Below are 21,258 nucleotides of genomic sequence, written 5' to 3' on the forward strand. Positions count from 1 at the left end.
GACCGGCCCGCCGACCCCGCCGCCCGCGGCCTCGGCGCCGTCGCCCGGCAGCACCGCCGGCCGCCACGGCTGCTGCTGCGCCAGCGCCCACACGGCCGGCCGCGGCAGCAGCGCCGTGACCGGGCCGCCCGGGTCGAGCACCACGAGCTCCCAGCCCTCGCTCACCACCGACAACGCCGCGCGGACCACGTCGGTCGGCACCGGCCGCGCCTCGCGCCGCCAGGCCGCCATCGTCGCGACGGACGAGAACACCGGCAGCGCCGTCCGGCCGTCGGGGGCCTGCAGCGCGACGATGCCGGCGGACGCCTCCTTGTCGACGGTGTGCGCGTGCCCGCCGACCTCGACGGTCTCGGCCGCCTCGAGCTCGGCCAGCACCGGCACCAGCACCCGGGTGCCCGCCAGGGCCTCGACGACGGCGGCGAGCGACCCGCTGCCCTCGCCCAGCGCGGTCAGCGCCGCCGCGACCGCGGGGTCGGCGCTGCCGTCGTCCCCGGCGAACGCCGAAGTCGGCGGCAGCTCGCGCCCGGTCACGGGCGGCCGGCGACGTCCAGGGCCTCGGGCAGCGTGAACGCGCCCGCGTACAGGGCCTTGCCGACGATGGCGCCCTCGACGCCCACCGGGACCAGCTCGCGCAGCACCCGCAGGTCGTCGAGCGACGAGATGCCGCCGGACGCGACGACCGGTGCGTCGGTGCGCGCGCACACCTCGCGGAGCAAGTCGACGTTGGGGCCGCGGAGCGTGCCGTCCTTGGTCACGTCGGTGACGACGTAGCGCGAGCAGCCGACCGCGTCGAGGCGGGTCAGCACCTCCCAGAGGTCGCCGCCCTCGCGGGTCCAGCCGCGGGCGGCGAGCGTGGTGCCCCGCACGTCCAGGCCGACCGCGATGGCGTCGCCGTGCCGGGCGATGGCGTCGGCGGTCCAGTCCGGGTCCTCCAGCGCGGCGGTGCCGAGGTTGACCCGGGCGGCGCCGGTGGCGAGCGCGCGCTCCAGCGAGGCGTCGTCGCGGATGCCGCCCGACAGCTCGACCTTCACGCCCTTGCCCGACAGCACCTGAGCGACGTCGGCGAGCAGCGGGGCGTTCGACCCCCGGCCGAACGCGGCGTCCAGGTCGACGAGGTGGATCCACTCCGCGCCGCCGGCCTGCCAGTCGAGCGCGGCGGCGAGCGGGTCGCCGTAGGAGGTCTCCGAGCCGGCCTCGCCCTGGACGAGGCGGACGGCCTGGCCGTCGGCGACGTCGACGGCGGGCAGGAGCTGCAGACGGTCGGACATGGGTCTCCTCGTTCGGGGGCGTGCGGTGGTGCGGGTGGCGCGCCGGTGGCGGCGCGGCCGGTCAGTCGAGCGAGCCGACCCAGTTCTCGAGCAGCTGGGCGCCGGCGTCCCCGGACTTCTCCGGGTGGAACTGGGTGGCGGCGAGCGGGCCGTTCTCGACCGCGGCGACGAACCGGCCGCCGTGCTCGGACCACGTCACCAGCGGCGGGGTCAGCCGGTCGCTGTCGACCTGCTCGGACAGCGGGAAGCTGCGGGCGGCGTACGAGTGCACGAAGTAGAACCGCTCGTCCTCGATGCCGGCGAACAGCCGGGTGCCCTCGGGCGCGTCGACCGTGGACCAACCCATGTGCGGGACGACCTCGGCCTCCAGGCGGTCCACGGTCCCGGGCCACTCGCCGATGCCCTCGGTCTCGACGCCGTGCTCGTCGCCGCGGTCGAACATGACCTGCATGCCGACGCAGATGCCGAGCACGGGGCGGCCGCCCGCGAGCCGCCGGTCGACGATCTGCTCGCCGCGCACCCCGCGCAGCCCCGCCATCACCGCCGCGAACGCGCCGACGCCCGGGACGACGAGCCCGTCGGCCTCCCCGGCGTGCTGCGCGTCGGACGTCAGCTCGACCTGGGCGCCGACCCGCTCGAGGGCGCGCACGGCCGAGCGGACGTTCCCGAATCCGTAGTCCAGGACGACGACACGAGGCTGGCTGGGCACGCCTCCCAGGCTACCGGGCGCGCGCCGGACCGGCCGTCCCACGTCCGGTGCGCGGGACGTGACGTCGGCGTCAGTCCTTGCGGCGCCGCCCCCCGGCGGACAGCGCGCGCATCGCGGCCCACCGCGACATGCCCACGCTCGTCTCCACGCCCGCGACCTCGCCCACCGGCTTCCCGCCGACGAGGAGGTCGTCGAGCAGGTCGGGCGCGCCGGAGAGCACGAGGCCGGCCGCGAGGTCGTCCTCCTTCTCCCCCGCCGACCAGCGGCTGGCGGCGATGCGACCCGCGCGGCGGTCCAGCAGGATGACCGGCGAGGTGCGCAGCATCCGGGAGATCGCGGCCGCGGCCTCGGCGGTCCCGGCCGCGTCCGCGGTGTGCCGCAGGACCGCGAGCGCCCCGACCGGCGACGGCACGGCGTCGACGTCGACCCCCGCGAGCGAGCAGGCGGCGGCGAGCGGCTTCGCGCCCGCGACCTGGGTGACGACGATCGCGACGACCGGCTCGTCGGGCTCGGCGGCCGCGGCCTCCAGCCCCGCGAGGTCGTCGGGGACCTCGACGGACGGAGCGTCGTCGGCCTGCGGGGCGGGCCGCGCCGGCTCAGCGGGCGCCGGGTCCAGGCCGTCGAGCCCCGACAGGTCGTCGGGGATCTCGAAGCCGAGGTCGTCGTCCTCCGGGCGCCCGGGCCCGTCCGGCGTCCCCGCGGTCACAGGGCGCCCTTCGTGCTCGGGATGCCGTCGACCCGCGGGTCCAGCGCGACCGCGAACCGCAGCGCACGCGCCAGCGCCTTGAACTGCGCCTCGACGATGTGGTGCGGGTCGCGGCCGGCGAGCACGCGGACGTGCATGCCGAACGCGGCGTGGTGCGCGATCGACTCCAGCACGTGCCGGGTCAGCGAGCCGGTGAAGTGCCCGCCGATCAGGTGGTACTCCTGGCCCTCGGGCTCCCCGGAGTGCACGAGGTACGGGCGGCCGGACACGTCGACCACGGCCTGCGCCAGCGCCTCGTCCAGCGGCACGGTGGCGTCGCCGAACCGCGCGATGCCCCGCTTGTCGCCCAGCGCGGCGCGCAGCGCCTCGCCCAGGCAGATCGCGACGTCCTCGACGGTGTGGTGCGCGTCGATGTGCGTGTCGCCGGTCGCCCGGACGGTCAGGTCGATGAGCGAGTGCTTGCCCAGCGCGGTGAGCATGTGGTCGTAGAACGGCACCGTGGTGCTGATCTCCGTGCGCCCCGTGCCGTCCAGGTCGACCTCGACGACGACGCTGGACTCGCTCGTCGTGCGCTCGACCCGGGCGGTGCGCCCGCCGTCCGTCGTGCTCAAATCCCCAGCACCTCCCACAGCGCGGCGGTGAACGCCGCGGTCTCCTCCGGGGTGCCGACCGACACCCGCAGCCATCCTTCCGGGCCGACCTCGCGGATCAGCACGCCCCGGTCCAGCAGACCCTGCCAGACCTCGTGCCGGTCCTCGCCGACCTGGAACAGCACGAAGTTCGCGTCGGACTCCGCGACGCGCAGCCCGCGGTCGCGCAGGTCGAGCACGAGCTGGTCCCGCTCGGCCCGCAGCGAGCCGACCTGGGCCATGAGCTCCGGCGCGTGCCGCAGCGCCGCGCGGGCGGTCGCCTGGGTCACCGCCGACAGGTGGTACGGCAGCCGGACCACGCGCAGCGCGTCCACCAGCTCCCGCGACGCGGCCAGGTAGCCGACGCGGGCGCCGGCCAGGCCGAACGCCTTCGACATCGTGCGGCTGACGGCCAGGTGCGGGTGGTCCGCGAGCAGGGTGAGCGCCGACTCGACGCCCTCCCGGCGGAACTCCCCGTAGGCCTCGTCGACGACGACCACGCAGCCCCCCGGCACCTCGGCCGCGGCCGCGAGCACCGCGCGCACCGTGTCGAGCTCCAGCGCCGTGCCGGTCGGGTTGTTCGGGCTGGTGAGCAGCACGACGGACGGCGCCTCGCGGGCGATGAGCGCGCGGGCCTCCACCGGGTCGACGTCGAACTGCTCGGTGCGTCGGCCGGCCACCCACCGGGTGTGCGTGTCGCGCGCGTACTCCGGGTACATCGAGTACGTCGGGGCGAACGACAGCGCCGTGCGGCCGGGGCCACCGAAGGCCTGCAGCAGGTGCAGCATGACCTCGTTCGACCCGTTGGCCGCCCACACCTGCTCGGGCGCGACGCGGACCCCCGACTCGACGGCGAGGTAGTCGGCCAGGTCGCCGCGCAGGCCGAGGAACTCGCGGTCGGGGTACCGGTTCAGCCCGTGCGCGGCCTCCGCGACGGCGGCAGCGATGTCCGCGACGACCTGCGGCGACGGCGGGTACGGGTTCTCGTTGACGTTGAGCAGCACCGGCACGTCGAGCTGCGGGGCGCCGTAGGGCACCTCGCCGGCCAGCTCGGGGCGCACCGGCAGCACGGGCCGCGCGGCCTGGGGGGCGGTGTCGGGTGCGGTCACCGGGCGATCGTATCCGCGCTCCGGCCGCGGGACGCCGGTCGTCCACAGGCGGCGCCCGCGGGGCGGCGGGGTGTCGGCGGCGGTGGCTAGGGTCGGGGGCGATGACTTCCGTGGACCAGAACGCCCCGACCGGACCCGACGCGGCCGAGCGCGCCGCCCTGCGCGAGGAGGCGGAGGCCGTGCTGCGCCGGCTCGTCGGCCGGGAGGACGCACGGCTGCGGGACGACCAGTGGCGGGCGATCGACGCGCTGGTGAGCGACCACCGGCGCGCGCTCGTCGTGCAGCGCACCGGGTGGGGCAAGTCGGCCGTGTACTTCGTCGCGACCGCCCTGCTGCGGGCGCGCGGGGCGGGGCCCACGGTGCTGGTGTCCCCGCTGCTCGCGCTCATGCGCAACCAGGTGGCCTCCGCGCAGCGCGCGGGCGTCAAGGCCGCGACGCTGAACTCCGCCAACGTCACCGAGTGGGACGAGGTGCACGCGCAGATCGCCGCGGGCGAGGTCGACGTGCTGCTCGTCTCCCCCGAGCGGCTGACCCACCCGCAGTTCCGCGACGAGGTGCTGCCGCGGCTCGCGGCCGACGCGGGCCTGGTCGTGATCGACGAGGCGCACTGCATCTCGGACTGGGGCCACGACTTCCGCCCCGACTACCGGCGGATCCGCACCCTGCTGGGCGAGCTGCCCGACGGCATCCCCGTGCTCGCGACCACGGCGACCGCGAACGCCCGGGTGACCGCCGACGTCGCCGAGCAGCTGGGCACCGCGGTGCGGGACGACGTCCTGGTGCTGCGCGGCCCCCTCGACCGGTCCAGCCTCGACCTGTCCGTGGTGCGCCTGCCCGACACCGCGGCGCAGCTCGCGTGGCTGGCGCAGAACCTCGCGGCGTTCGAGGGGTCGGGCATCGTCTACTGCCTGACGATCGCCGCCGCGCAGCAGGTCACCGAGCACCTGCGCGCCGCCGGCCTCGACGTCCGCACCTACACCGGCCAGACCGACCCGGCCGAGCGCGAGGTGGCCGAGGCCGACCTGCTCGCCAACCGGGTCAAGGCGCTGGTCGCGACGTCCGCGCTCGGCATGGGCTTCGACAAGCCCGACCTGGGCTTCGTCGTGCACGTCGGCGCGCCGTCCTCCCCCATCGCCTACTACCAGCAGGTCGGCCGCGCGGGGCGCGCCGCGGAGGCCGTCGGCGGCCGCGCGACCGCGGTCCTGCTGCCCGGCCGCGAGGACCGCGCGATCTGGGAGTGGTTCGCCTCGACCGCGTTCCCGCCGGAGGACGACGTGCGCGCCGCGCTCCGGGCGCTGCGCGAGGGCGGCACGCTGTCGACCGCCGCGCTGGAGACGCACGTGTCCCTGCGCCGGTCCCGGCTGGAGCAGATGCTCAAGGTGCTCGACGTCGACGGCGCGGTCCGCCGGGTGCGCGGCGGCTGGGAGGGCACCGGCGAGCCGTGGTCCTACGACGCCGAGCGGTACGACCGGGTCACCGCGACCCGCAAGGCCGAGCAGCAGCTCATGGTCGACTACGTGACCACCGAGGGCTGCCGGATGGCGCACCTGCGCCGGGCGCTGGACGACCCCGAGCTCGCAGGCCCGGCCGGCGAGGCCTGGCGGTGCGGGCGGTGCGACCGGTGCACCGGCACCGCGGTGGGAGTCACGCCGGACGCCGAGCACGTCGCCGGCGCCCAGGCGCTGCTGACGACGGCGGGCGTGGCGGTGGACCCGCGGCGGCAGTGGCCGACCGGCATGGCGACGCTCGGCCTCGACCTGCGCGGACGCATCCCGGCGGAGGAGAACGCCGAGCCCGGCCGCGCCGTCGCCCGGCTCGACTCGGTCGGCTGGGGCGGCCTGCTCCGCGACCTGTTCGGCGGCGACGCCGACCCGTCCGCCGGGCTGCCCGTGGCGCTGCGGGACCCGGTCCTCGCGACGCTGGACGCCTGGCACCCCGAGCACCGCCCGGAGGGCGTCGTGCTGATCCGGTCGACGACCCGGCCGACGCTCGTCGAGCACCTGGCGGCGGGCGTGGCGCGGCACCTCGGCGTCCCGCTGGTCGGCGCCGTCGCGCCCCGGCCGGACAGCCCGCCGACCCGGCACGACGTCAACTCCGCGCACCGGCTCGCGGCCGTGGCGCGGCGGCTGGAGCTCGACCTCGCGCCCGCCGCCGCGGCCGGGCTGCCGGGGCGCGCGGTGCTGCTGGTCGACGACCGCACCGACTCGGGCTGGACGCTCACGGTCGCGGCGCGGCTGCTGCGGCAGGCCGGGGCGGCCGCGGTGCTGCCGTTCGTGCTCGGCGTGGGCTGACCCGGAGGCTGCCCGGCGCGGCGGCACAGAGCGCCCGCCGGGTGCCGACCGGCCGAGCTGCCTCCTCAGCGCGGCAGCGCGAGGTCGAGCACCAGGTGCAGCCGCCGCTGGTCCGGCGAGGTCAACGGGGGCAGCACCAGAGCGGTCATCCCCAGGTCGACGGCCGCGCCGTCCCACGCTCCACGGTCGCCGACCATCAGCGCGTCGGCGGCCTCGACGCCCAGCTCGTCGAGCGCAGCCCGGAAGATCCGCGCGTCCGGCTTCGCGGCGCCGATCTCGTACGACAGCGCCCACGCACCGACCAGGTCGGCGAGGGACCCACCGCCCGGCGCTGGTTGCGCCGCGAAGGCGGGACGGAGGTCGACGTGGATGTCGCTGACGATTCCGATCGCCACCCCCGCCCCGGCCAATGCCGCCAGCACCTCGTGCGTGTCGTGCGCGAAGGGGGCGGCGGCCACGTCGGACTCGACCGCATACAGCGCCGCGGCGAGATCGTCGCCCACCTCCGCGGTCCGGAACCAGTGGTCGTACGCGGCCCGGTGCCGGGCGGCGTCGGCATCGACATCCGGCGCGTTCGCGAGCGACGCGTCGCCCGCGCGGAGCAGGACACACACCGCCTCGACGTCGGCGTCCTCGGTCGGCCGGCCGAGTCGCCTCAGCGCACGCCCGACCAGGCTGCGGTACGTCGGCGCCGGCACCAGCGTGCCGCGGTAGTCGAGCAGGACCGCCCTGAAGCCCACGACGCCGGCCCGGTCAGAACCGCGCGCGGACCGCCTCGCCGTGGGCGGGCAGCCCCTCGGCGTCGGCCAGCGCCACGATCCGGTCGGCGACCTCGCGCAGCGCGTCCGCGTCGTACTCGACGACCTGCACCGCGCGCACGAACGAGTGCACGCCCAGGCCGGACGAGAAGTGCGCGCAGCCGCCGGTGGGCAGCACGTGGTTCGACCCGGCCATGTAGTCGCCGAGCGACACCGGCGAGTAGGCCCCGACGAAGATCGCGCCCGCGCTCGTGACGCGCTCCGCGACGTCCGCGGCGTCGGCGGTCTGGATCTCCAGGTGCTCCGCGCCGTAGGCGTTGACGACCGCGAGACCGGCGTCGAGGTCGTCGACCAGCACGATCGCCGACTGCGGCCCGGTGAGCGCCTGGGCCACCCGCTCGGCGTGCCGGGTCGCCTGCACCCGGACCACCAGCTTGGACTCGACGGCACCGGCCAGCTCGATCGACGTGGTGACGAGCACGGACGCCGCCAGCGGGTCGTGCTCCGCCTGGGACACCAGGTCCGCGGCGACGTGGTCGGCGTCCGCCGTGCCGTCGGCGAGCACCGCGATCTCGGTCGGGCCGGCCTCGGCGTCGATGCCGACCGCCCCGCGCACCAGGCGCTTCGCCGCCGCGACGTACACGTTGCCCGGGCCGGTGATGACGTCGACCGGCTCGCAGAGCGTGTCCCCGTCGGCCGGCTCCGAGCCCGCCGCGCCGTAGGCCAGCATGCCGATCGCCTGAGCGCCGCCGACGGCGTACACCTCGTCGACACCCAGCAGCGCGCACGTGGCGAGCACCACCGGGTCCGGCAGGCCGCCGTTGTCGCGCTGCGGCGGCGAGGTCACGGCGAGCGAGCCGACGCCGGCCTCCTGCGCCGCGACCACGTTCATGATCACCGACGACGGGTAGACGGCCAGGCCGCCCGGCACGTAGAGGCCGACCCGGCGCACCGGGATCCACCGCTGCCGGACCTGGGCGCCGGGCGCGACCTGCACGGTGTGGTCGGCGGGCCGCTGCGCGGCGTGCACCTGGCGCACCCGGCGGATCGTCTCCTCCAGGGCGGCGCGCACGGCCGGGTCCAGCACGGACACCGAGGCCGCGATGGCGTCGGCGGGCACGCGCAGGTGCTCGGGGCGCACGCCGTCGAACCGCTCGGCCAGCTCACGCAGCGCGGCGGCGCCCCGGGCGCGGACGTCGGCGAGGATCGGCTCCACGGCCGCGGCGGCGGACTCGACGTCCAGCTCGGGGCGCGGCAGCGTCTCGAGCAGCTCACGGCGGGACAGGGTGCGACCACGCAGGTCGATGCGGGAGATCACGACCCGAGTCTATTCGCGGGCGCCGACGCGCAGCGCGCCGGTCCGGCCCTGGCAGGATGGACGGGTGACCATCGTGCCGATCTCCGACGACTCCATCCGCCTCGGCCAGTTCCTCAAGCTGGCCGGCCTGGCCGACTCGGGCGCCGACGCGCGCACCCTGCTGGACGAGGGCGAGGTCACGGTCAACGGCGAGCCCGAGTCCCGCCGCGGCCGCCAGCTGCGCAAGGGCGACGTGGTCGAGGTCGACGACCCCCGCGGCGCCAACTCCGCCGAGGTCGGCTGACCCGGGCCGCACCCCCGACGACCCGTCGCCGAGACGGCAACTCTCGGCTGTCTCAGACCGGCCGCGCACAGCCGAGAGTTGCCATCTCGGCGGGCGGTCGTGCGGGGTCAGCGCTCGGCGAGAGCACGGTAGGCCGGCAGCAGGGCCGCGAAGCGGGTGTCCCAGTCGCGGACGTCCGCGCCCGCCAGGTGGTCCGCGAGCTGGTCCAGGGACGTGTGCCAGCCCGCGCCGTAGCCGATCGCCTGCGCGTCCTCGAGCCGGGTGTGCACCAGCACGAGCACCGCGCCCTCCCCCGCCGCGTCCGGCTCGACCCGGACCTCGACCTCGCTCGCCCGCTCACCCGGGAAGCACCACTCGACGGCGAAGGCCCGCGGCGGGTCGCACGACCGGACGACACCGGTGGCGTTCTGGTCGGAGCCCGCCTCGTCCGCGCCCATCCGGAGCTCGTACGTCCCGCCCCGCACCAGCTCGCCGTGCACCGGCCCGAGCCAGCGCGCCAGACGCTCCGGCGTCGTCACCGCGTCCCACAGGTCCGCCGCGTCCGTGGGGTACCGGCGGCGGAACGTCACCGACGCCTCGCCGCCGAGCCGCAGCGCCCCGAGCGGGTCGCCGACCCCCGCCGGCGCTGTCGCACCCGCTGGCCCGCCCGTGCGCGGAGACGCGTCGCCGCCCGCCGCTCGACCCGTCGTCCCGTCCGTGCCCGTCATCGCGCCCGCCCCTCGTCGTCGCCCTCGCGCCGCTCGGCGGCCGCCGAGCCCGCTCCGCCGCGCTCCCGGCGCCCGCGCGCGACCTCCGTGCCCAGGGCGTCGAGCCGCTGGTCCCAGAACCGCCGGACGCCACCGACCCAGTCCTGCACCTCGTCGAGCGCCTCGGGCCGGACGGCGTACAGCCGCCGCGTGCCGTCTGCCTCGGCGGTGAGCAGGCCCGCCTCGCGCAGCACGCGCAGGTGCCGGGAAGTCGCGGGCTGGCTGATGCCGAACTCGGCACCGACCGCCGCCGCGAGCTCCCCGGCCGGGCGCGACCCGTCGGCGAGCAGCTCCACGAGCCGCCGCCGCACCGGGTCCCCCAACGCGTCCATCACCTGCACCCGCGCCATGTTTCCACCTGGCGTTATATAACGCAAGGCTCAACGACCCGAGCCTCCGTTCCCGGCCTGCACGCCGGGGTCGGTGCGCAGGCCGGGGACGGAGGCTCGGCGAGGTCGTGCGGAGGCCGGTCCGTCAGACCGGGACCGGCGTCGCCGTCTGCAGGCAGCCCGGACCCAGGAGCGCCTTCAGGTCGCCGTACAACGCGGGCGACCGCTCGACCCGCCAGCCGTCGCTCGGGACGACCAGCGCCCGCCGGCCGTTCGCCTTCGCCACCCGGAGGTGCAGCTCGGTCATGCCGGGGTGCGTCTTCATCACCTCGAGCAGCCGGTCCACCACGGGCGGGGTCAGCCGCGCCTCGGACAGCGTCACGACGACGGGCGCGTCCGCGACGGCCGACAGGTCGGGCAGGGACACCTCCATCGCCTGCAGCTGCATGGCGTCGTCCCGGCGGCGCACCCGCCCGCGGACGACGATGACGGCGTCCTCGGCCAGCACGGTGGAGTAGGCGAGGTAGGTCTCGCCGAAGAACATGATCTCGACGGAGCCCTCCATGTCCTCCAGCGTGACGGCGGCCCACGGGTTGCCCTGCTTGGACATCTTGCGCTGCAGCGACGTGACCAGGCCCGCGACGACCACGGTCGACCCGTCGGGCCGCGCCTCGTCGGCGTTCAGCGTCGCGATCGACACGTCGGCGGCGGCGGACAGCACGTGCTCCAGGCCCGACAGCGGGTGGTCGGAGACGTACAGGCCGAGCATCTCCCGCTCGAACTGCAGGCGCTGCTTCTTGTCCCAGTCCGGGACGTCCGGCACCTGCACGGAGAACCCGGGACCGTCGTCGGTGCCGAGGTCGGCGAACAGGTCGAACTGGCCCTCCGCCTCCTTGCGCTTGACGCCGATGACGGACTCGACGGCCTGCTCGTGGACGAGCAGCAGCGCCCGGCGGGCGTGGCCGAGCGAGTCGAACGCGCCGGCCTTGATGAGCGACTCGATCGTGCGCTTGTTGCAGACGACGGCCGGCACCTTGTCGAGGAAGTCGGTGAACGACGTGAAGTCGCCCTTCTCCTCGCGGGTGCGGACGATCGCCTCGACCACGTTGGCGCCGACGTTGCGGACGGCGGTGAGGCCGAACCGGATGTCGTCGCCCACGGCGGTGAACAGCGCGGACGAGGAGTTCACGTCCGGCGGCAGCACGGTGATGCCCATGCGGCGGCACTCGCCCAGGTACAGCGCGGACTTGTCCTTGTCGTCGCCGACCGAGGTCAGCAGGCCCGCCATGTACTCGGTCGGGTAGTTCGCCTTGAGGAACGCCGTCCAGTACGAGACGACGCCGTACCCTGCGGAGTGCGCCTTGTTGAACGCGTACCCGGCGAACGGGACGAGCACGTCCCACACGGCCTTGATCGCCGCGCTGGAGTAGCCCCGCTCCTTCATGCCCGCCTCGAAGGGCACGAACTCCTTGTCGAGGATCTCCTTCTTCTTCTTGCCCATCGCGCGGCGGAGGAGGTCGGCCTGGCCGAGCGAGTACCCGGCGAGCACCTGCGCGGCCTTCTGCACCTGCTCCTGGTACACGATGAGGCCGTAGGTGCCGTCGAGCACCTCCGCCAGGGGCTCCTCGAGCTCCGGGTGGATGGGCGTGTTCGGCTGCAGCCCGTTCTTGCGCAGCGCGTAGTTCGTGTGCGAGTTCATGCCCATCGGACCCGGCCGGTACAGGGCGATGACCGCGGAGATGTCCTCGAAGTTGTCGGGGCGCATCTGGCGCAGCAGGGACCGCATGGGGCCGCCGTCGAGCTGGAACACGCCGAGGGTGTCGCCCCGGCCGAGCAGCTCGTAGGTGGCGCGGTCGTCGAGCTCGATGTCGTCGAGCTCGATCTGCGGCTTGCCGTTCATGACGATGTTGCGCAGGGCGTCGTCGAGGATCGTCAGGTTCCGCAGCCCGAGGAAGTCCATCTTGATCAGGCCGAGGCCCTCGGACGTCGGGTAGTCGAACTGCGTGATGACCGCGCCGTCCTGCGGCCGCTTCATGATCGGGATGATGTCGATCAGCGGCTCGCTGGACATGATGACGCCGGCGGCGTGGACGCCCCACTGGCGCTTGAGGTTCTCCAGGCCGCGCGCGGTCTCGAGGACGCGCTGCGCCTCGGGGTCGGCGGCGACGACCTGGCGGAACTCCTCGGCCTCGGCGTACCGGGGGTGCTCGGGGTCGTACATGCCCGACAGCGGGATGTCCTTGCCCATCACCGCGGGCGGCATCGCCTTGGTGAGCTTCTCCCCCATCGCGAACGGCATGCCGAGCACGCGGGAGGAGTCCTTGAGCGCCTGCTTCGCCTTGATCGTGCCGTACGTGACGATCTGCGCGACCCGGTCGTCGCCGTACTTCTCGGTGACGTACCGGATGACCTCGCCGCGCCGGCGCTCGTCGAAGTCGACGTCGACGTCGGGCCAGGAGACGCGCTCGGGGTTGAGGAACCGCTCGAAGATGAGCCCGTGCCGCAGCGGGTCGAGCTCGGTGATGCCCATGGCGTACGACGCCATGGAGCCGGCGGCGGACCCACGGCCCGGCCCGACGCGGATGCCCTGGTCCTTGGCCCACTGGATGAAGTCGGCGACGACGAGGAAGTAGCCGGAGAACCCGAGCTGGACGATGACGCCGGTCTCGTACTCGGCCTGCTTGCGGACGTCGTCGGGGACGTTGCCCTTGTACCGCCGCTGGAGGCCGGCCTCGACCTCCTTCACGAACCAGGAGTTCTCGTCCTCGCCCGCGGGCACCGGGAACCGGGGCATGTAGTTGGCGCCGGTCGGGAACTCGACGTCGCACCGCTCGGCGATGAGCAGCGTGTTGTCGACGGCCTCCGGCAGCTCGGCCCAGGTGCGGCGCATCTCCTCGGCGGACTTCACGTAGTAGCCGTCGCCGCCGAACGCGAACCGCGAGCCGCCCTGGTCGTAGGTCGGCTCGTCGAGGGTCGACCCGGACTGCACCGCGAGCAGCACCTCGTGGGCGTGCGCGTCGTCCTTGGTCGTGTAGTGCAGGTCGTTGGTCGCGACGAGCGGCGCGCCGATCTGCTCGGCGAGCCGGATGAGGTCCTTGACGGTCCGGCGCTCGATCTCGAGCCCGTGGTCCATCACCTCGACGAAGAAGTTCTCCTTGCCGAAGATGTCCTGCAGCTCGCCCGCCGCACGCACGGCCTCGTCCCAATGGCCCAGCCGGAGCCGGGTCTGCACCTCGCTGGACGGGCAGCCGGACGTCGCGATGAGGCCGTCGCTGTAGGTCTGCAGCAGCTCGCGGTCCATGCGGGGCCACTTGCCCATCTGCCCGTCGAGGGACGCCAGCGACCCCATCCGGAACAGGTTGTGCATGCCCGCCGTGGTGCGGGACAGCAGCGTCATGTGCGTGTAGGCGCCGCGCGCGGACACGTCGTCGGACGCCTGGTGCGCCTCGCCCCAGCGGACGCGCGTCTGGTCGAACCGGCTGGTGCCGGGGGTGACGTACGCCTCGACGCCGATGATCGGCTTGATGCCGAGCTTCTTGGCCTGGGAGTAGAAGTCGAACGCCCCGAACAGGTACCCGTGGTCGGTGATCGCCATCGCGGTCTGGCCCAGGCGCTGGGCCTCCGCGAGCATCTCCCCGACCCGCGCCGCGCCGTCCAGCATCGAGTACTCGGAGTGGACGTGCAGGTGGACGAAGTCGGACCCGTTGCTGCCACCTGATGCCATGCGAGCCATCCTAGGTCGAGGCTCCGACAGCCCCGTGCCGCCCCGCCGCCCCCGGGGCGGACGTCACACCGCTCCGCCTCAGCGGTACCCGTCGCGCAGGGTCTCCAGGGCGTGCGCCAGGTCCGCGGGGTACTCGCTGGTGACCTCGAGCCACCGACCGTCCGCGGGGTGCGCGAAGCCGAGCCGCATCGCGTGCAGCCACTGCCGGGTCAGCCCGACCCGCTCCGTCAGCGCCGGGTCGGCGCCGTAGGTCAGGTCGCCGACCAGCGGGTGCCGCAGCGCCTGGAAGTGCACCCGGATCTGGTGCGTGCGCCCGGTCTCCAGGTGCACCTCGCACAGCGACGCGGCGGGCAGCATCTCCAGCACCTCGTAGTGGGTCACCGAGGGCTTGCCCTCCGCCGTGACCGCGAACTTCCAGTCCTGGCTGGGGTGCCGGCCGATCGGGGCGTCGATGGTGCCCGTGGTGGGCTCCGGGTGGCCCTGCGCGAGCGCGTGGTAGACCTTCTCGACCGTGCGCTCCTTGAAGGCGCGCTTGAGGACCGAGTACGCGTGCTCGCTCTTGGCGACGACCATGAGCCCCGAGGTGCCGACGTCGAGCCGGTGCACGACGCCCTGCCGCTCCGCGGCGCCCGAGGTGGAGATCCGGTAGCCGCGCGCGGCGAGCACGCCGACGACGGTGGGGCCGGTCCAGCCCGGCGACGGGTGCGCGGCCACGCCCACCGGCTTGTCGACGACCACGACGTCGTCGTCCTCGTAGGCCACGCGCAGCGCGGGCACGTCGTCCTCGGTCGGCACGGTGGAGACGGGCGCGACCGACGGCATCTCGACCTCGAGCCACGCGTCCCCGGGCAGCCGGGCCGACTTGCCCACGGCCACGCCGTCGACGCGCACGAACCCGCCCTCGGCGAGCTCCGCGGCGCGGGTGCGGGACAGGCCGAGCATCCGGGACAGGGCGGCGTCCACCCGCTCGCCCGCGAGGGCGTCGGGCACGGGCAGGGTGCGGACGTCAGCCATCGCGGCGGCCGTCCTCCGGCGTCGCGGCCGGCGTCGCGCCCGCCGCGCCGTCGCCCGGCTCCGCCGCGTCCTCGCGGCGCTCGCGCGTCCCGTCCAGCCGCACGCCCATGAGCGACAGCAGCATGAGCAGGCCGGCCGCGGCCACGATCGCGATGTCCGCGACGTTGCCGACGAACAGGTCGCCGTACGCGATGAAGTCCACGACGTGCCCCATGAACACGCCCGGGTCGCGGATCAGCCGGTCGACGAGGTTGCCCAGCGCGCCGCCGAGCAGCAGGCCCAGCGCGATCGTCCAGCCCGTCGACCCGAGCCGCCGGGACACGCGGATGATGACCACCACGACGGTGATCGCGACGATCGTCAGCAGCCACGTCGTGCCCGTGGCCAGGCCCAGCGCGGCGCCGGGGTTGAACAGGAGCTGCAGGCCGAGCAGGTCACCGAGCACGGGGTGCCGCACGCCCTCGTCCAGGCCGGCGAGCGCCCAGGCCTTGGTCGCCTGGTCGAGCACCAGCGTGACGGCGGCGAGGGCGACCAGGGTGGCGACGAGCCGCCGGCGGCGCGCCGGCGCGACGGCCTCGGGGTCGGCGGTGGGCGCGGCAGGCGCACCGGCCCCGGACGCGGCGGGCTCGGACGCGGGCGGCACGGGCGCGGCGGACGCGGCGTCGGGGCGCGCGTCGTCGGCGGCGGGGCCGGAGGTGGCGGACATCGCGCAGGAGTCTACGGGCGCGCGCGCCCCCGGACGCACGACGGCCCCCCGGCGTCGCGCCGGGGGGCCGTCGTCACGCGGTCGTCCGCGAGGGGTCAGCGGCGCTCCTCGCGCTGCTTGCAGGACACGCAGAGCGTGGCGCGGGGGAACGCCTGCACCCGCGCCTTGCCGATCGCCTCGCCGCAGGAGTCGCAGCGGCCGAAGGTGCCGGCGTCGATGCGGGCCAGGGCGCGGGTGGTCTGCTCGAGCATGTCCCGGGTGTTGTTGACCAGGGTCAGCTCGTGCTCGCGCTCGAGGGCGCTGGAGCCGGAGTCCGCCTGGTCGTCGCCCGCGCCGTCCCCGGAGTTGCGGAGCAGGTTCGACAGCTCCTCGTCGGCGGCGGCGAGCTCGGAGGTCAGGCGGTCGATCTCGCTGATCAGCTCCGTGGCGACCTCGCGCACCTCCTCCTCGGTCCAGGGGTCCTCGCCGGCGCGGACCGGGAACCGCGTGGCCGCGTCCGTCAGGTCGGGCAGCGGGCGGGCAGCGGTCGCGTCGAGCGAGTCGTTGATGGCCACGTCGGGTCCTCTTTCCTCAGATGAGTCCGCAGAGACTAGTCGCCCGTCGCCCGGACGCACAACACACCACGCCCGAGGCCGGGCGTGGTGTGTCGTGGGTGACGAGCGTGCGATCCGTCAGACGGACGGGGTGGCGCCCTGGGCACCGCGCTGCGGCAGCGCGCTGGCCCGGTTGTCGAGGTCGCCCAGCAGGTTCTCGAGGTAGCTCTTCAGGCGCGTGCGGTAGTCGCGCTCGAAGACGCGGAGCTCGTCGATCTTCCGCTCGAGGATCGACCGCTCCTGCTCCAGCTCGGACAGCGTGCGGGCCGAGGTCTCCTCCGCCTCGCGGACGATGCGCTGGGCCTGGCCCTTCGCCTCGTTCACGATGCGGTCGCCCTCCTCCTGGCCGCTGCGCACGTAGTCGTCGTGCAGCTTCTGCGCCAGGGCGAGCATGCCGGTGGCCGACTCGGGCTCGCTCTGCCGCTGCGGGGCGACCGGAGCGGTGGCGACCGGGGCCGGCGCCGGGGCGGCGGCGGGCACCGGGGCGGGCGCGGGCTTCTCGGCCTCGGGCTTCGGCGCCTGGGCGGACTGCGCCCCCTGGCGGCTCAGCTCGGCGATCCGGCGCTCGGCCGCGGCGAGCTTGGACTTGAGGTCCTCGTTCTCGCTCTGGGTCTCCCGGAGGGTGTTCACGACCTCGTCGAGGAAGTCGTCGACCTCGTCCTGGTCGTACCCCTCGCGGAACTTCGTCGCCTGGAACTTCTTGTTCAGGACGTCGTCTGCTGTGAGCAGTGCCATCGTCGTCACCTCTTCGGTCGTACTGGGTCGAGCCGGTGGCAGTCCGCCGACCACCTCGGGCCACCGTAGCGGACATTCCGGTTTGTGCACGCGACCCGGTCGGCGGGGCGTGCGCGGGTGCCGGCCACCGGGCCGGCGTGCTGCGCGCGGGGCCGCGTCATGCGGCGAGCGCGCCCAGCAGCGAGAGCAGGAAGGAGCAGCCGAGCATGAGGACCAGGAACGCCAGGTCCAGGCGCACGGAGCCCAGGGTCAGGGGCGGGATCACCCGGCGCAGCGCGCGCAGCGGCGGGTCGGTCACCGAGTAGGTGATCTCCGCGACCACGAGCGCGGCACCGCGCGGACGCCAGTCCCGCGCGAAGTACTGCACCCAGTCGAGGACGAGGCGCACGAGCAGGACCAGGATGAAGGCCAGGACGACGATCTGCAGCAGGCCGAGGACGAGGGTCACGCGTCCCAGTCTCCCCGATCCTCGTCAGCTCTGGTTGAAGAAGCCGGCGCGGGAGCCCTCGGGGGCGCGCCCGTCACCGGTGATCTCCACCGACTGCGGCGACAGCAGGAAGACCTTGTTGGTCACCCTCTCGATCGCGCCGTGCAGGCCGAAGATGAGGCCGGCGGCGAAGTCGACGAGCCGCTTGGCGTCGGCGTCGTCCATGTCGGAGAGGTTCATGATGACCGGCGTGTTCTCGCGGAACGCCTCGCCGATCTTGCGCGCGTCGTTGTACGAGCGCGGGTGGATCGTGGTGATCCGCCGCACCTCGCCGTCGTGGCGCGGCGCGGGGGCCGCGGCGGCGACGGGTCGCTCCGGCGCCGGCTCGCGGCGCAGCGGCGTGACCTCGGCCTCGTAGTCCTGTCCCACCGTCGCCTCCGGCTCGTCGTACTCGTCGACGTACTGGTCGTGCTCGCCCCGGTCGTCGGCAAGCCCGAGGTACAGCATGGTCTTGCGCAGCGCTCCGGCCATCGCGATCACTCCATCCCCGAATTGCTCACATCTCCTGCGCCGTCACGCTAGCAATGCGCCGGGATGCGAACGCGCTTCGACACGCGGCGTGTCGGCGTGTCCTCGGAGCAATTTCCGGACATATCACGCACCCGGCATTTCCGCGAGCGCGACCACCCCGGCGAACCGCCCGGTGGGGGTCCCGGCGCGCTGGGCGCGCCGGTGCGAGTAGAACCGGTGGTCGGCGTCGGTGCACCAGCCCGGGACGCGCACGTCGCCGACCCCGGCCGCCCGCAGCACCGCGGCCGCGCCGGCCGGGAGGTCGAGGCCGGGCGTGCCCGCGTCGGTCGTGCAGGCCGTGCCCGGGACCAGCGCGTCGACCTCGTCCCGCATCGCGGCGGGCACCTCGTACCGCGCGCCGCTGATCGCCGGCCCGACGACGGCGCGCACCCGGCCCGGGTCGGCACCCTGCGCGACCATGGCCGCGAGGGTCGCCTGGACGACGCCGGCGACCAGGCCGCGCCGCCCGGCGTGCGCCGCGCCGACCACCCGCGCGCCCGCGTCGGCCAGCAGCACCGGGACGCAGTCCGCGACCAGCACGCCCACCGCGGCGCCGGGGACGGCCGACACGAGCGCGTCGGCCTCCCCCACCGTGTCGCCCGCGGCGTCGGCCGGGCCACCGACCACGTGCACGTCCGCGCCGTGCACCTGGGTGGCCCAGGCCACGGGCGCGCCGGCCCACGCCGCGACGCGCGCGCGGTTCTCCCGCACGTGGGCCGGGTCGTCGCCGACCAGCAGCCCGAGGTCGAGCTCCGCCCACGGGGACGCGCTGACGCCGCCCGCGCGGGTGGTGAACCCCGCGCGGACGCCGGGGCCGAGGTCGACCCCGAGAACCGGCAGCGCCACGCCGCTACTTGAGGAAGTCGGGGACGTCCAGGTCGTCCTCCTTGCGGCGGGCGACCTCCTCCTCGAAGATCCGCGGGACCTCGAGCTGGCTCGTGCCGGCCTGGTCCGGGGTGAGGAACGCGGGGACCTCGGCCGCCTGGCGGCGCTCCTCGTCCGGGCCGACCGGGCGCGGCGGGACCGCGGCGTGCGCCGCGGTCGTCGTCGGCACGGCCGCCGCCGGCGGGATCGACGCGGGCGCCTGCTGCGCGGCCTGGCCGCCGCCGGCGGAGACCTGGCCGAGCCCGCGGCCGTCGCGGCGGACCACCGGGGCACCGCCGTCGAAGCCGGCCGCGATGACGGTCACGCGCACCTCGTCGCCGAGGGCGTCGTCGATGACCGCGCCGAAGATGATGTTGGCCTCGGGGTGCGCGGCCTCCTGCACCAGGCGCGCGGCCTCGTTGATCTCGAACAGGCCGAGGTCCGAACCACCCTGGATGGACAGCAGCACGCCGTGGGCGCCGTCGATGCTGGCCTCGAGCAGCGGCGAGGAGATCGCCAGCTCGGCCGCCTGGACCGCGCGGTCCTCCCCGCGGGCCGAGCCGATGCCCATGAGGGCCGACCCCGCCCCCTGCATCACGGACTTCACGTCCGCGAAGTCGAGGTTGATCAGGCCCGGCGTGGTGATGAGGTCGGTGATGCCCTGGACACCGGAGAGCAGCACCTGGTCGGCCGAGCGGAACGCGTCGAGCACCGACACCGAGCGGTCGGAGATCGACAGCAGGCGGTCGTTGGGGATGACGATGAGCGTGTCGACCTCGGCGCGCAGCGCCTCGATGCCCGAGTCCGCCTGCACGGTGCGGCGGCGCCCCTCGAACGTGAACGGGCGCGTCACGACGCCGATGGTCAGCGCGCCGAGCGAGCGGGCGATCCGGGCCACGACGGGCGCGCCGCCGGTGCCGGTGCCGCCGCCCTCGCCCGCGGTCACGAAGACCATGTCGGCGCCGCGCAGGACGTCCTCGATCTCCTCCGCGTGGTCCTCGGCGGCCTTCTTGCCGACCTCGGGGTCGGCGCCCGCGCCGAGGCCGCGGGTCAGCTCCCGGCCGACGTCGAGCTTCACGTCCGCGTCGGACATGAGCAGGGCCTGGGCGTCGGTATTGATGGCGATGAACTCGACACCCTTGAGGCCGACCTCGATCATGCGGTTCACGGCGTTGACGCCGCCGCCACCGATGCCGACGACCTTGATGACCGCCAGGTAGTTCTGCGGAGCTGCCACGGTGGGTGCCTCTCGTTGCGATGTCGACGAACCTTCACCCTCAACTAGAGGGTTATAGTTATGTCAGTTCTGTCTAGGTGTGACGGTATGTGGCGCGCCCGGGTCGTTCAACGACCGGTGCGCGCGTGTCGGGCCGGGATCACCCGACGACCGGCATCGTCGGCGCCGACACGTCGTACCGCGCCGAGCCCGCCGTCTCGGGCGCCACGCGCAGGGCCTGCAGGACCGCCACCTTGAGCGCCGAGTCCTGCGCGCTCCCCCACTCGACGGTCGCGCCGTCGCGCAGCGTGAACCGCACGGTGTCCCGGGTGCCCGCCGACACCTGGCCGATGGCCCCGAGCAGGTCCTCGGGCAGCGCCTCGAGCACGCCGAGCGCCGCCGACAGGATCCGTGCCTCGCCCACCGGGACCTCGACGACCGGCAGGCCCTCCGGCGGCGCGTCGGACCGGCCGACCTTCACGCCGTCCTGGTCGACCAGGGCGTAGCCGGGCCCCGTCGCGTCGTCGCCGTCGGCGTGCTGGGCGACGTCGGACGCCTCCGGCACCGCGGCGACCGGCTCGCGGGACTCCAGCTGCACCGCGAGGCCGTGCGGCCAGTCCCGGGTGACGGCCGCGTCGCGGACCCCGGGCACGTCGAGCAGCCGCTGGCGCAGCGCCGCGGTGTCGAGCCGGGTCAGCGGGGTGCCCGCCTCGTCGTCCACCACGTCCCGCACCTGGTCGACGGCGACCACGGTGCCCGCGCCCGTGACCCGCACCTGCTCGGCGTCGAGGGCGAGCGCCGGGGACAGCAGGAGCAGCCAGGCGAGGGCACCGACCGCGACGACCGAGCCCGCGGCGATCAGGATCTGCCGCCAGGCCAGCCGGCGCCGGGCGCGGGCGCGCTCGGCGAAGCGTGCGGCCGACCCCTGGCTCACCACCGGGGGGCGGACGGGGAACACGCCCGTGCGCGGGGCGAGGGCGGTGGAGCCGGAGGTGCGCCGGCCGCCGGGAGCCGGGGCGGCCGTCGGCGTCTCCGCCGTCCGGGGGGTGCCGGCCCCGGGGGTTCCGGCACCGGGGGTGCTGGTCCGGGCGCCGGTCGCGCGCGGAGCCGCCGGGCGACCGTCCGCGCGCGGGGTCGCCGGACGCCCCGCCGACGGGACCGCCGCCGTGGGGGCGGTCGCGTCGCCGTCCTCCGGGGTGGTCCGGGGCGCGGGACGGCGCGCCGGGGCCGGGCGCGGCGCCCGGGGGGGGGGGGGGGGCCAGC

At 75.1% G+C, this 21,258-nt stretch carries 22 protein-coding genes; 2 read left to right on the forward strand and 20 right to left on the reverse strand.

Annotation, left to right across the window (positions count from 1 at the left end):
- The 6 genes from KVT14_RS17985 to KVT14_RS18010 form a co-directional block, all read right to left on the reverse strand.
- A partial coding sequence (locus KVT14_RS17985) for an SseB family protein (protein ID WP_217616921.1) occupies positions 1 to 531 on the reverse strand: 531 nt, incomplete at its 3' end.
- Positions 528 to 1,268, reverse strand: coding sequence for a bifunctional 1-(5-phosphoribosyl)-5-((5-phosphoribosylamino)methylideneamino)imidazole-4-carboxamide isomerase/phosphoribosylanthranilate isomerase PriA (gene priA, locus KVT14_RS17990; RefSeq protein WP_217616922.1), 741 nt, complete (start codon positions 1,266 to 1,268; stop codon positions 528 to 530). The genes priA and KVT14_RS17985, both read right to left, overlap by 4 nt.
- A 61-nt stretch (positions 1,269 to 1,329) precedes the next feature.
- A complete protein-coding gene (gene hisH / locus KVT14_RS17995; RefSeq protein WP_217616923.1) occupies positions 1,330 to 1,977 on the reverse strand; it encodes an imidazole glycerol phosphate synthase subunit HisH in 648 nt (215 codons plus the stop codon).
- Between the two features lie 70 nt (positions 1,978 to 2,047).
- Positions 2,048 to 2,683 (reverse strand): hypothetical protein, encoded by a 636-nt coding sequence (locus KVT14_RS18000; RefSeq protein ID WP_308161148.1) that lies wholly within the window; start codon positions 2,681 to 2,683, stop codon positions 2,048 to 2,050.
- A complete protein-coding gene (gene hisB, locus KVT14_RS18005) occupies positions 2,680 to 3,294 on the reverse strand; it encodes an imidazoleglycerol-phosphate dehydratase HisB (protein ID WP_147793768.1) in 615 nt (204 codons plus the stop codon). Before hisB ends, KVT14_RS18000 begins: the two co-directional genes overlap by 4 nt.
- On the reverse strand, positions 3,291 to 4,421 hold the full coding sequence (locus KVT14_RS18010) for a histidinol-phosphate transaminase (RefSeq protein WP_217616924.1): 1,131 nt from the start codon (positions 4,419 to 4,421) through the stop codon (positions 3,291 to 3,293). The genes hisB and KVT14_RS18010 overlap by 4 nt, the downstream gene beginning before the upstream one ends.
- Positions 4,422 to 4,522: 101 nt before the next feature.
- Between KVT14_RS18010 and KVT14_RS18015 the strand changes: the two genes are divergently transcribed.
- Complete coding sequence (locus KVT14_RS18015) at positions 4,523 to 6,712, forward strand: RecQ family ATP-dependent DNA helicase (RefSeq protein ID WP_217616925.1); 2,190 nt, start codon at positions 4,523 to 4,525, stop codon at positions 6,710 to 6,712.
- Positions 6,713 to 6,777: 65 nt separating this feature from the next.
- On the opposite strand, the gene KVT14_RS23245 is transcribed toward KVT14_RS18015, so the two are convergent.
- Both KVT14_RS23245 and hisD read right to left on the reverse strand, forming a co-directional pair.
- Positions 6,778 to 7,452: an HAD family hydrolase gene (locus tag KVT14_RS23245; protein ID WP_217616926.1), complete on the reverse strand. Its 675-nt coding sequence runs from the start codon at positions 7,450 to 7,452 to the stop codon at positions 6,778 to 6,780.
- Between the two features lie 13 nt (positions 7,453 to 7,465).
- Positions 7,466 to 8,788 carry a histidinol dehydrogenase gene (gene hisD, locus KVT14_RS18025; protein ID WP_217616927.1) on the reverse strand — a complete coding sequence of 441 codons (1,323 nt, stop codon included), beginning with the start codon at positions 8,786 to 8,788 and terminating at the stop codon, positions 7,466 to 7,468.
- A 64-nt stretch (positions 8,789 to 8,852) separates the two neighbouring features.
- Between hisD and KVT14_RS22645 the strand changes: the two genes are divergently transcribed.
- Positions 8,853 to 9,071 carry an RNA-binding S4 domain-containing protein gene (locus KVT14_RS22645; protein WP_308161149.1) on the forward strand — a complete coding sequence of 73 codons (219 nt, stop codon included), beginning with the start codon at positions 8,853 to 8,855 and terminating at the stop codon, positions 9,069 to 9,071.
- Between the two features lie 107 nt (positions 9,072 to 9,178).
- Here KVT14_RS22645 and KVT14_RS18035 read toward each other — a convergent pair whose 3' ends face one another.
- The 12 genes from KVT14_RS18035 to KVT14_RS18090 form a co-directional block, all read right to left on the reverse strand.
- Positions 9,179 to 9,778 carry an SRPBCC family protein gene (locus tag KVT14_RS18035; RefSeq protein ID WP_217616929.1) on the reverse strand — a complete coding sequence of 200 codons (600 nt, stop codon included), beginning with the start codon at positions 9,776 to 9,778 and terminating at the stop codon, positions 9,179 to 9,181.
- Positions 9,775 to 10,167: a helix-turn-helix transcriptional regulator gene (locus tag KVT14_RS18040; RefSeq protein WP_254631219.1), complete on the reverse strand. Its 393-nt coding sequence runs from the start codon at positions 10,165 to 10,167 to the stop codon at positions 9,775 to 9,777. Before KVT14_RS18040 ends, KVT14_RS18035 begins: the two co-directional genes overlap by 4 nt.
- A gap of 124 nt (positions 10,168 to 10,291) precedes the next feature.
- A complete protein-coding gene (gene dnaE / locus KVT14_RS18045) occupies positions 10,292 to 13,870 on the reverse strand; it encodes a DNA polymerase III subunit alpha (protein ID WP_217616930.1) in 3,579 nt (1,192 codons plus the stop codon).
- A 78-nt stretch (positions 13,871 to 13,948) separates the two neighbouring features.
- On the reverse strand, positions 13,949 to 14,884 hold the full coding sequence (locus KVT14_RS18050) for an RluA family pseudouridine synthase (RefSeq protein ID WP_217616931.1): 936 nt from the start codon (positions 14,882 to 14,884) through the stop codon (positions 13,949 to 13,951).
- On the reverse strand, positions 14,877 to 15,590 hold the full coding sequence (locus tag KVT14_RS18055) for a signal peptidase II (RefSeq protein ID WP_217616932.1): 714 nt from the start codon (positions 15,588 to 15,590) through the stop codon (positions 14,877 to 14,879). The genes KVT14_RS18050 and KVT14_RS18055 overlap by 8 nt, the downstream gene beginning before the upstream one ends.
- Before the next feature lie 95 nt (positions 15,591 to 15,685).
- Complete coding sequence (locus KVT14_RS18060) at positions 15,686 to 16,102, reverse strand: TraR/DksA family transcriptional regulator (RefSeq protein ID WP_246855314.1); 417 nt, start codon at positions 16,100 to 16,102, stop codon at positions 15,686 to 15,688.
- 159 nt (positions 16,103 to 16,261) lie between these two features.
- A complete protein-coding gene (locus tag KVT14_RS18065; protein WP_217616936.1) occupies positions 16,262 to 16,918 on the reverse strand; it encodes a DivIVA domain-containing protein in 657 nt (218 codons plus the stop codon).
- A 157-nt stretch (positions 16,919 to 17,075) separates the two neighbouring features.
- Positions 17,076 to 17,366: a YggT family protein gene (locus tag KVT14_RS18070; RefSeq protein WP_147793780.1), complete on the reverse strand. Its 291-nt coding sequence runs from the start codon at positions 17,364 to 17,366 to the stop codon at positions 17,076 to 17,078.
- 24 nt (positions 17,367 to 17,390) lie between these two features.
- Positions 17,391 to 17,876: a cell division protein SepF gene (locus KVT14_RS18075; protein ID WP_147793781.1), complete on the reverse strand. Its 486-nt coding sequence runs from the start codon at positions 17,874 to 17,876 to the stop codon at positions 17,391 to 17,393.
- A 123-nt stretch (positions 17,877 to 17,999) separates the two neighbouring features.
- The gene (pgeF, locus tag KVT14_RS18080) at positions 18,000 to 18,761 is read right to left on the reverse strand and encodes a peptidoglycan editing factor PgeF (protein ID WP_217616933.1); all 762 of its coding nucleotides are present in this window, start codon (positions 18,759 to 18,761) and stop codon (positions 18,000 to 18,002) included.
- Positions 18,762 to 18,765: 4 nt separating this feature from the next.
- Positions 18,766 to 20,016, reverse strand: coding sequence for a cell division protein FtsZ (ftsZ, locus tag KVT14_RS18085; protein WP_147793783.1), 1,251 nt, complete (start codon positions 20,014 to 20,016; stop codon positions 18,766 to 18,768).
- 139 nt (positions 20,017 to 20,155) lie between these two features.
- Positions 20,156 to 21,258, reverse strand: a 1,103-nt coding sequence (locus KVT14_RS18090; protein WP_254631221.1) for an FtsQ-type POTRA domain-containing protein, incomplete at its 5' end; no start/stop codon positions are given.

The sequence above is a fragment of the Cellulomonas sp. GbtcB1 genome, assembly GCF_019091725.1.
Classification (GTDB): Bacteria; Actinomycetota; Actinomycetes; order Actinomycetales; family Cellulomonadaceae; genus Cellulomonas.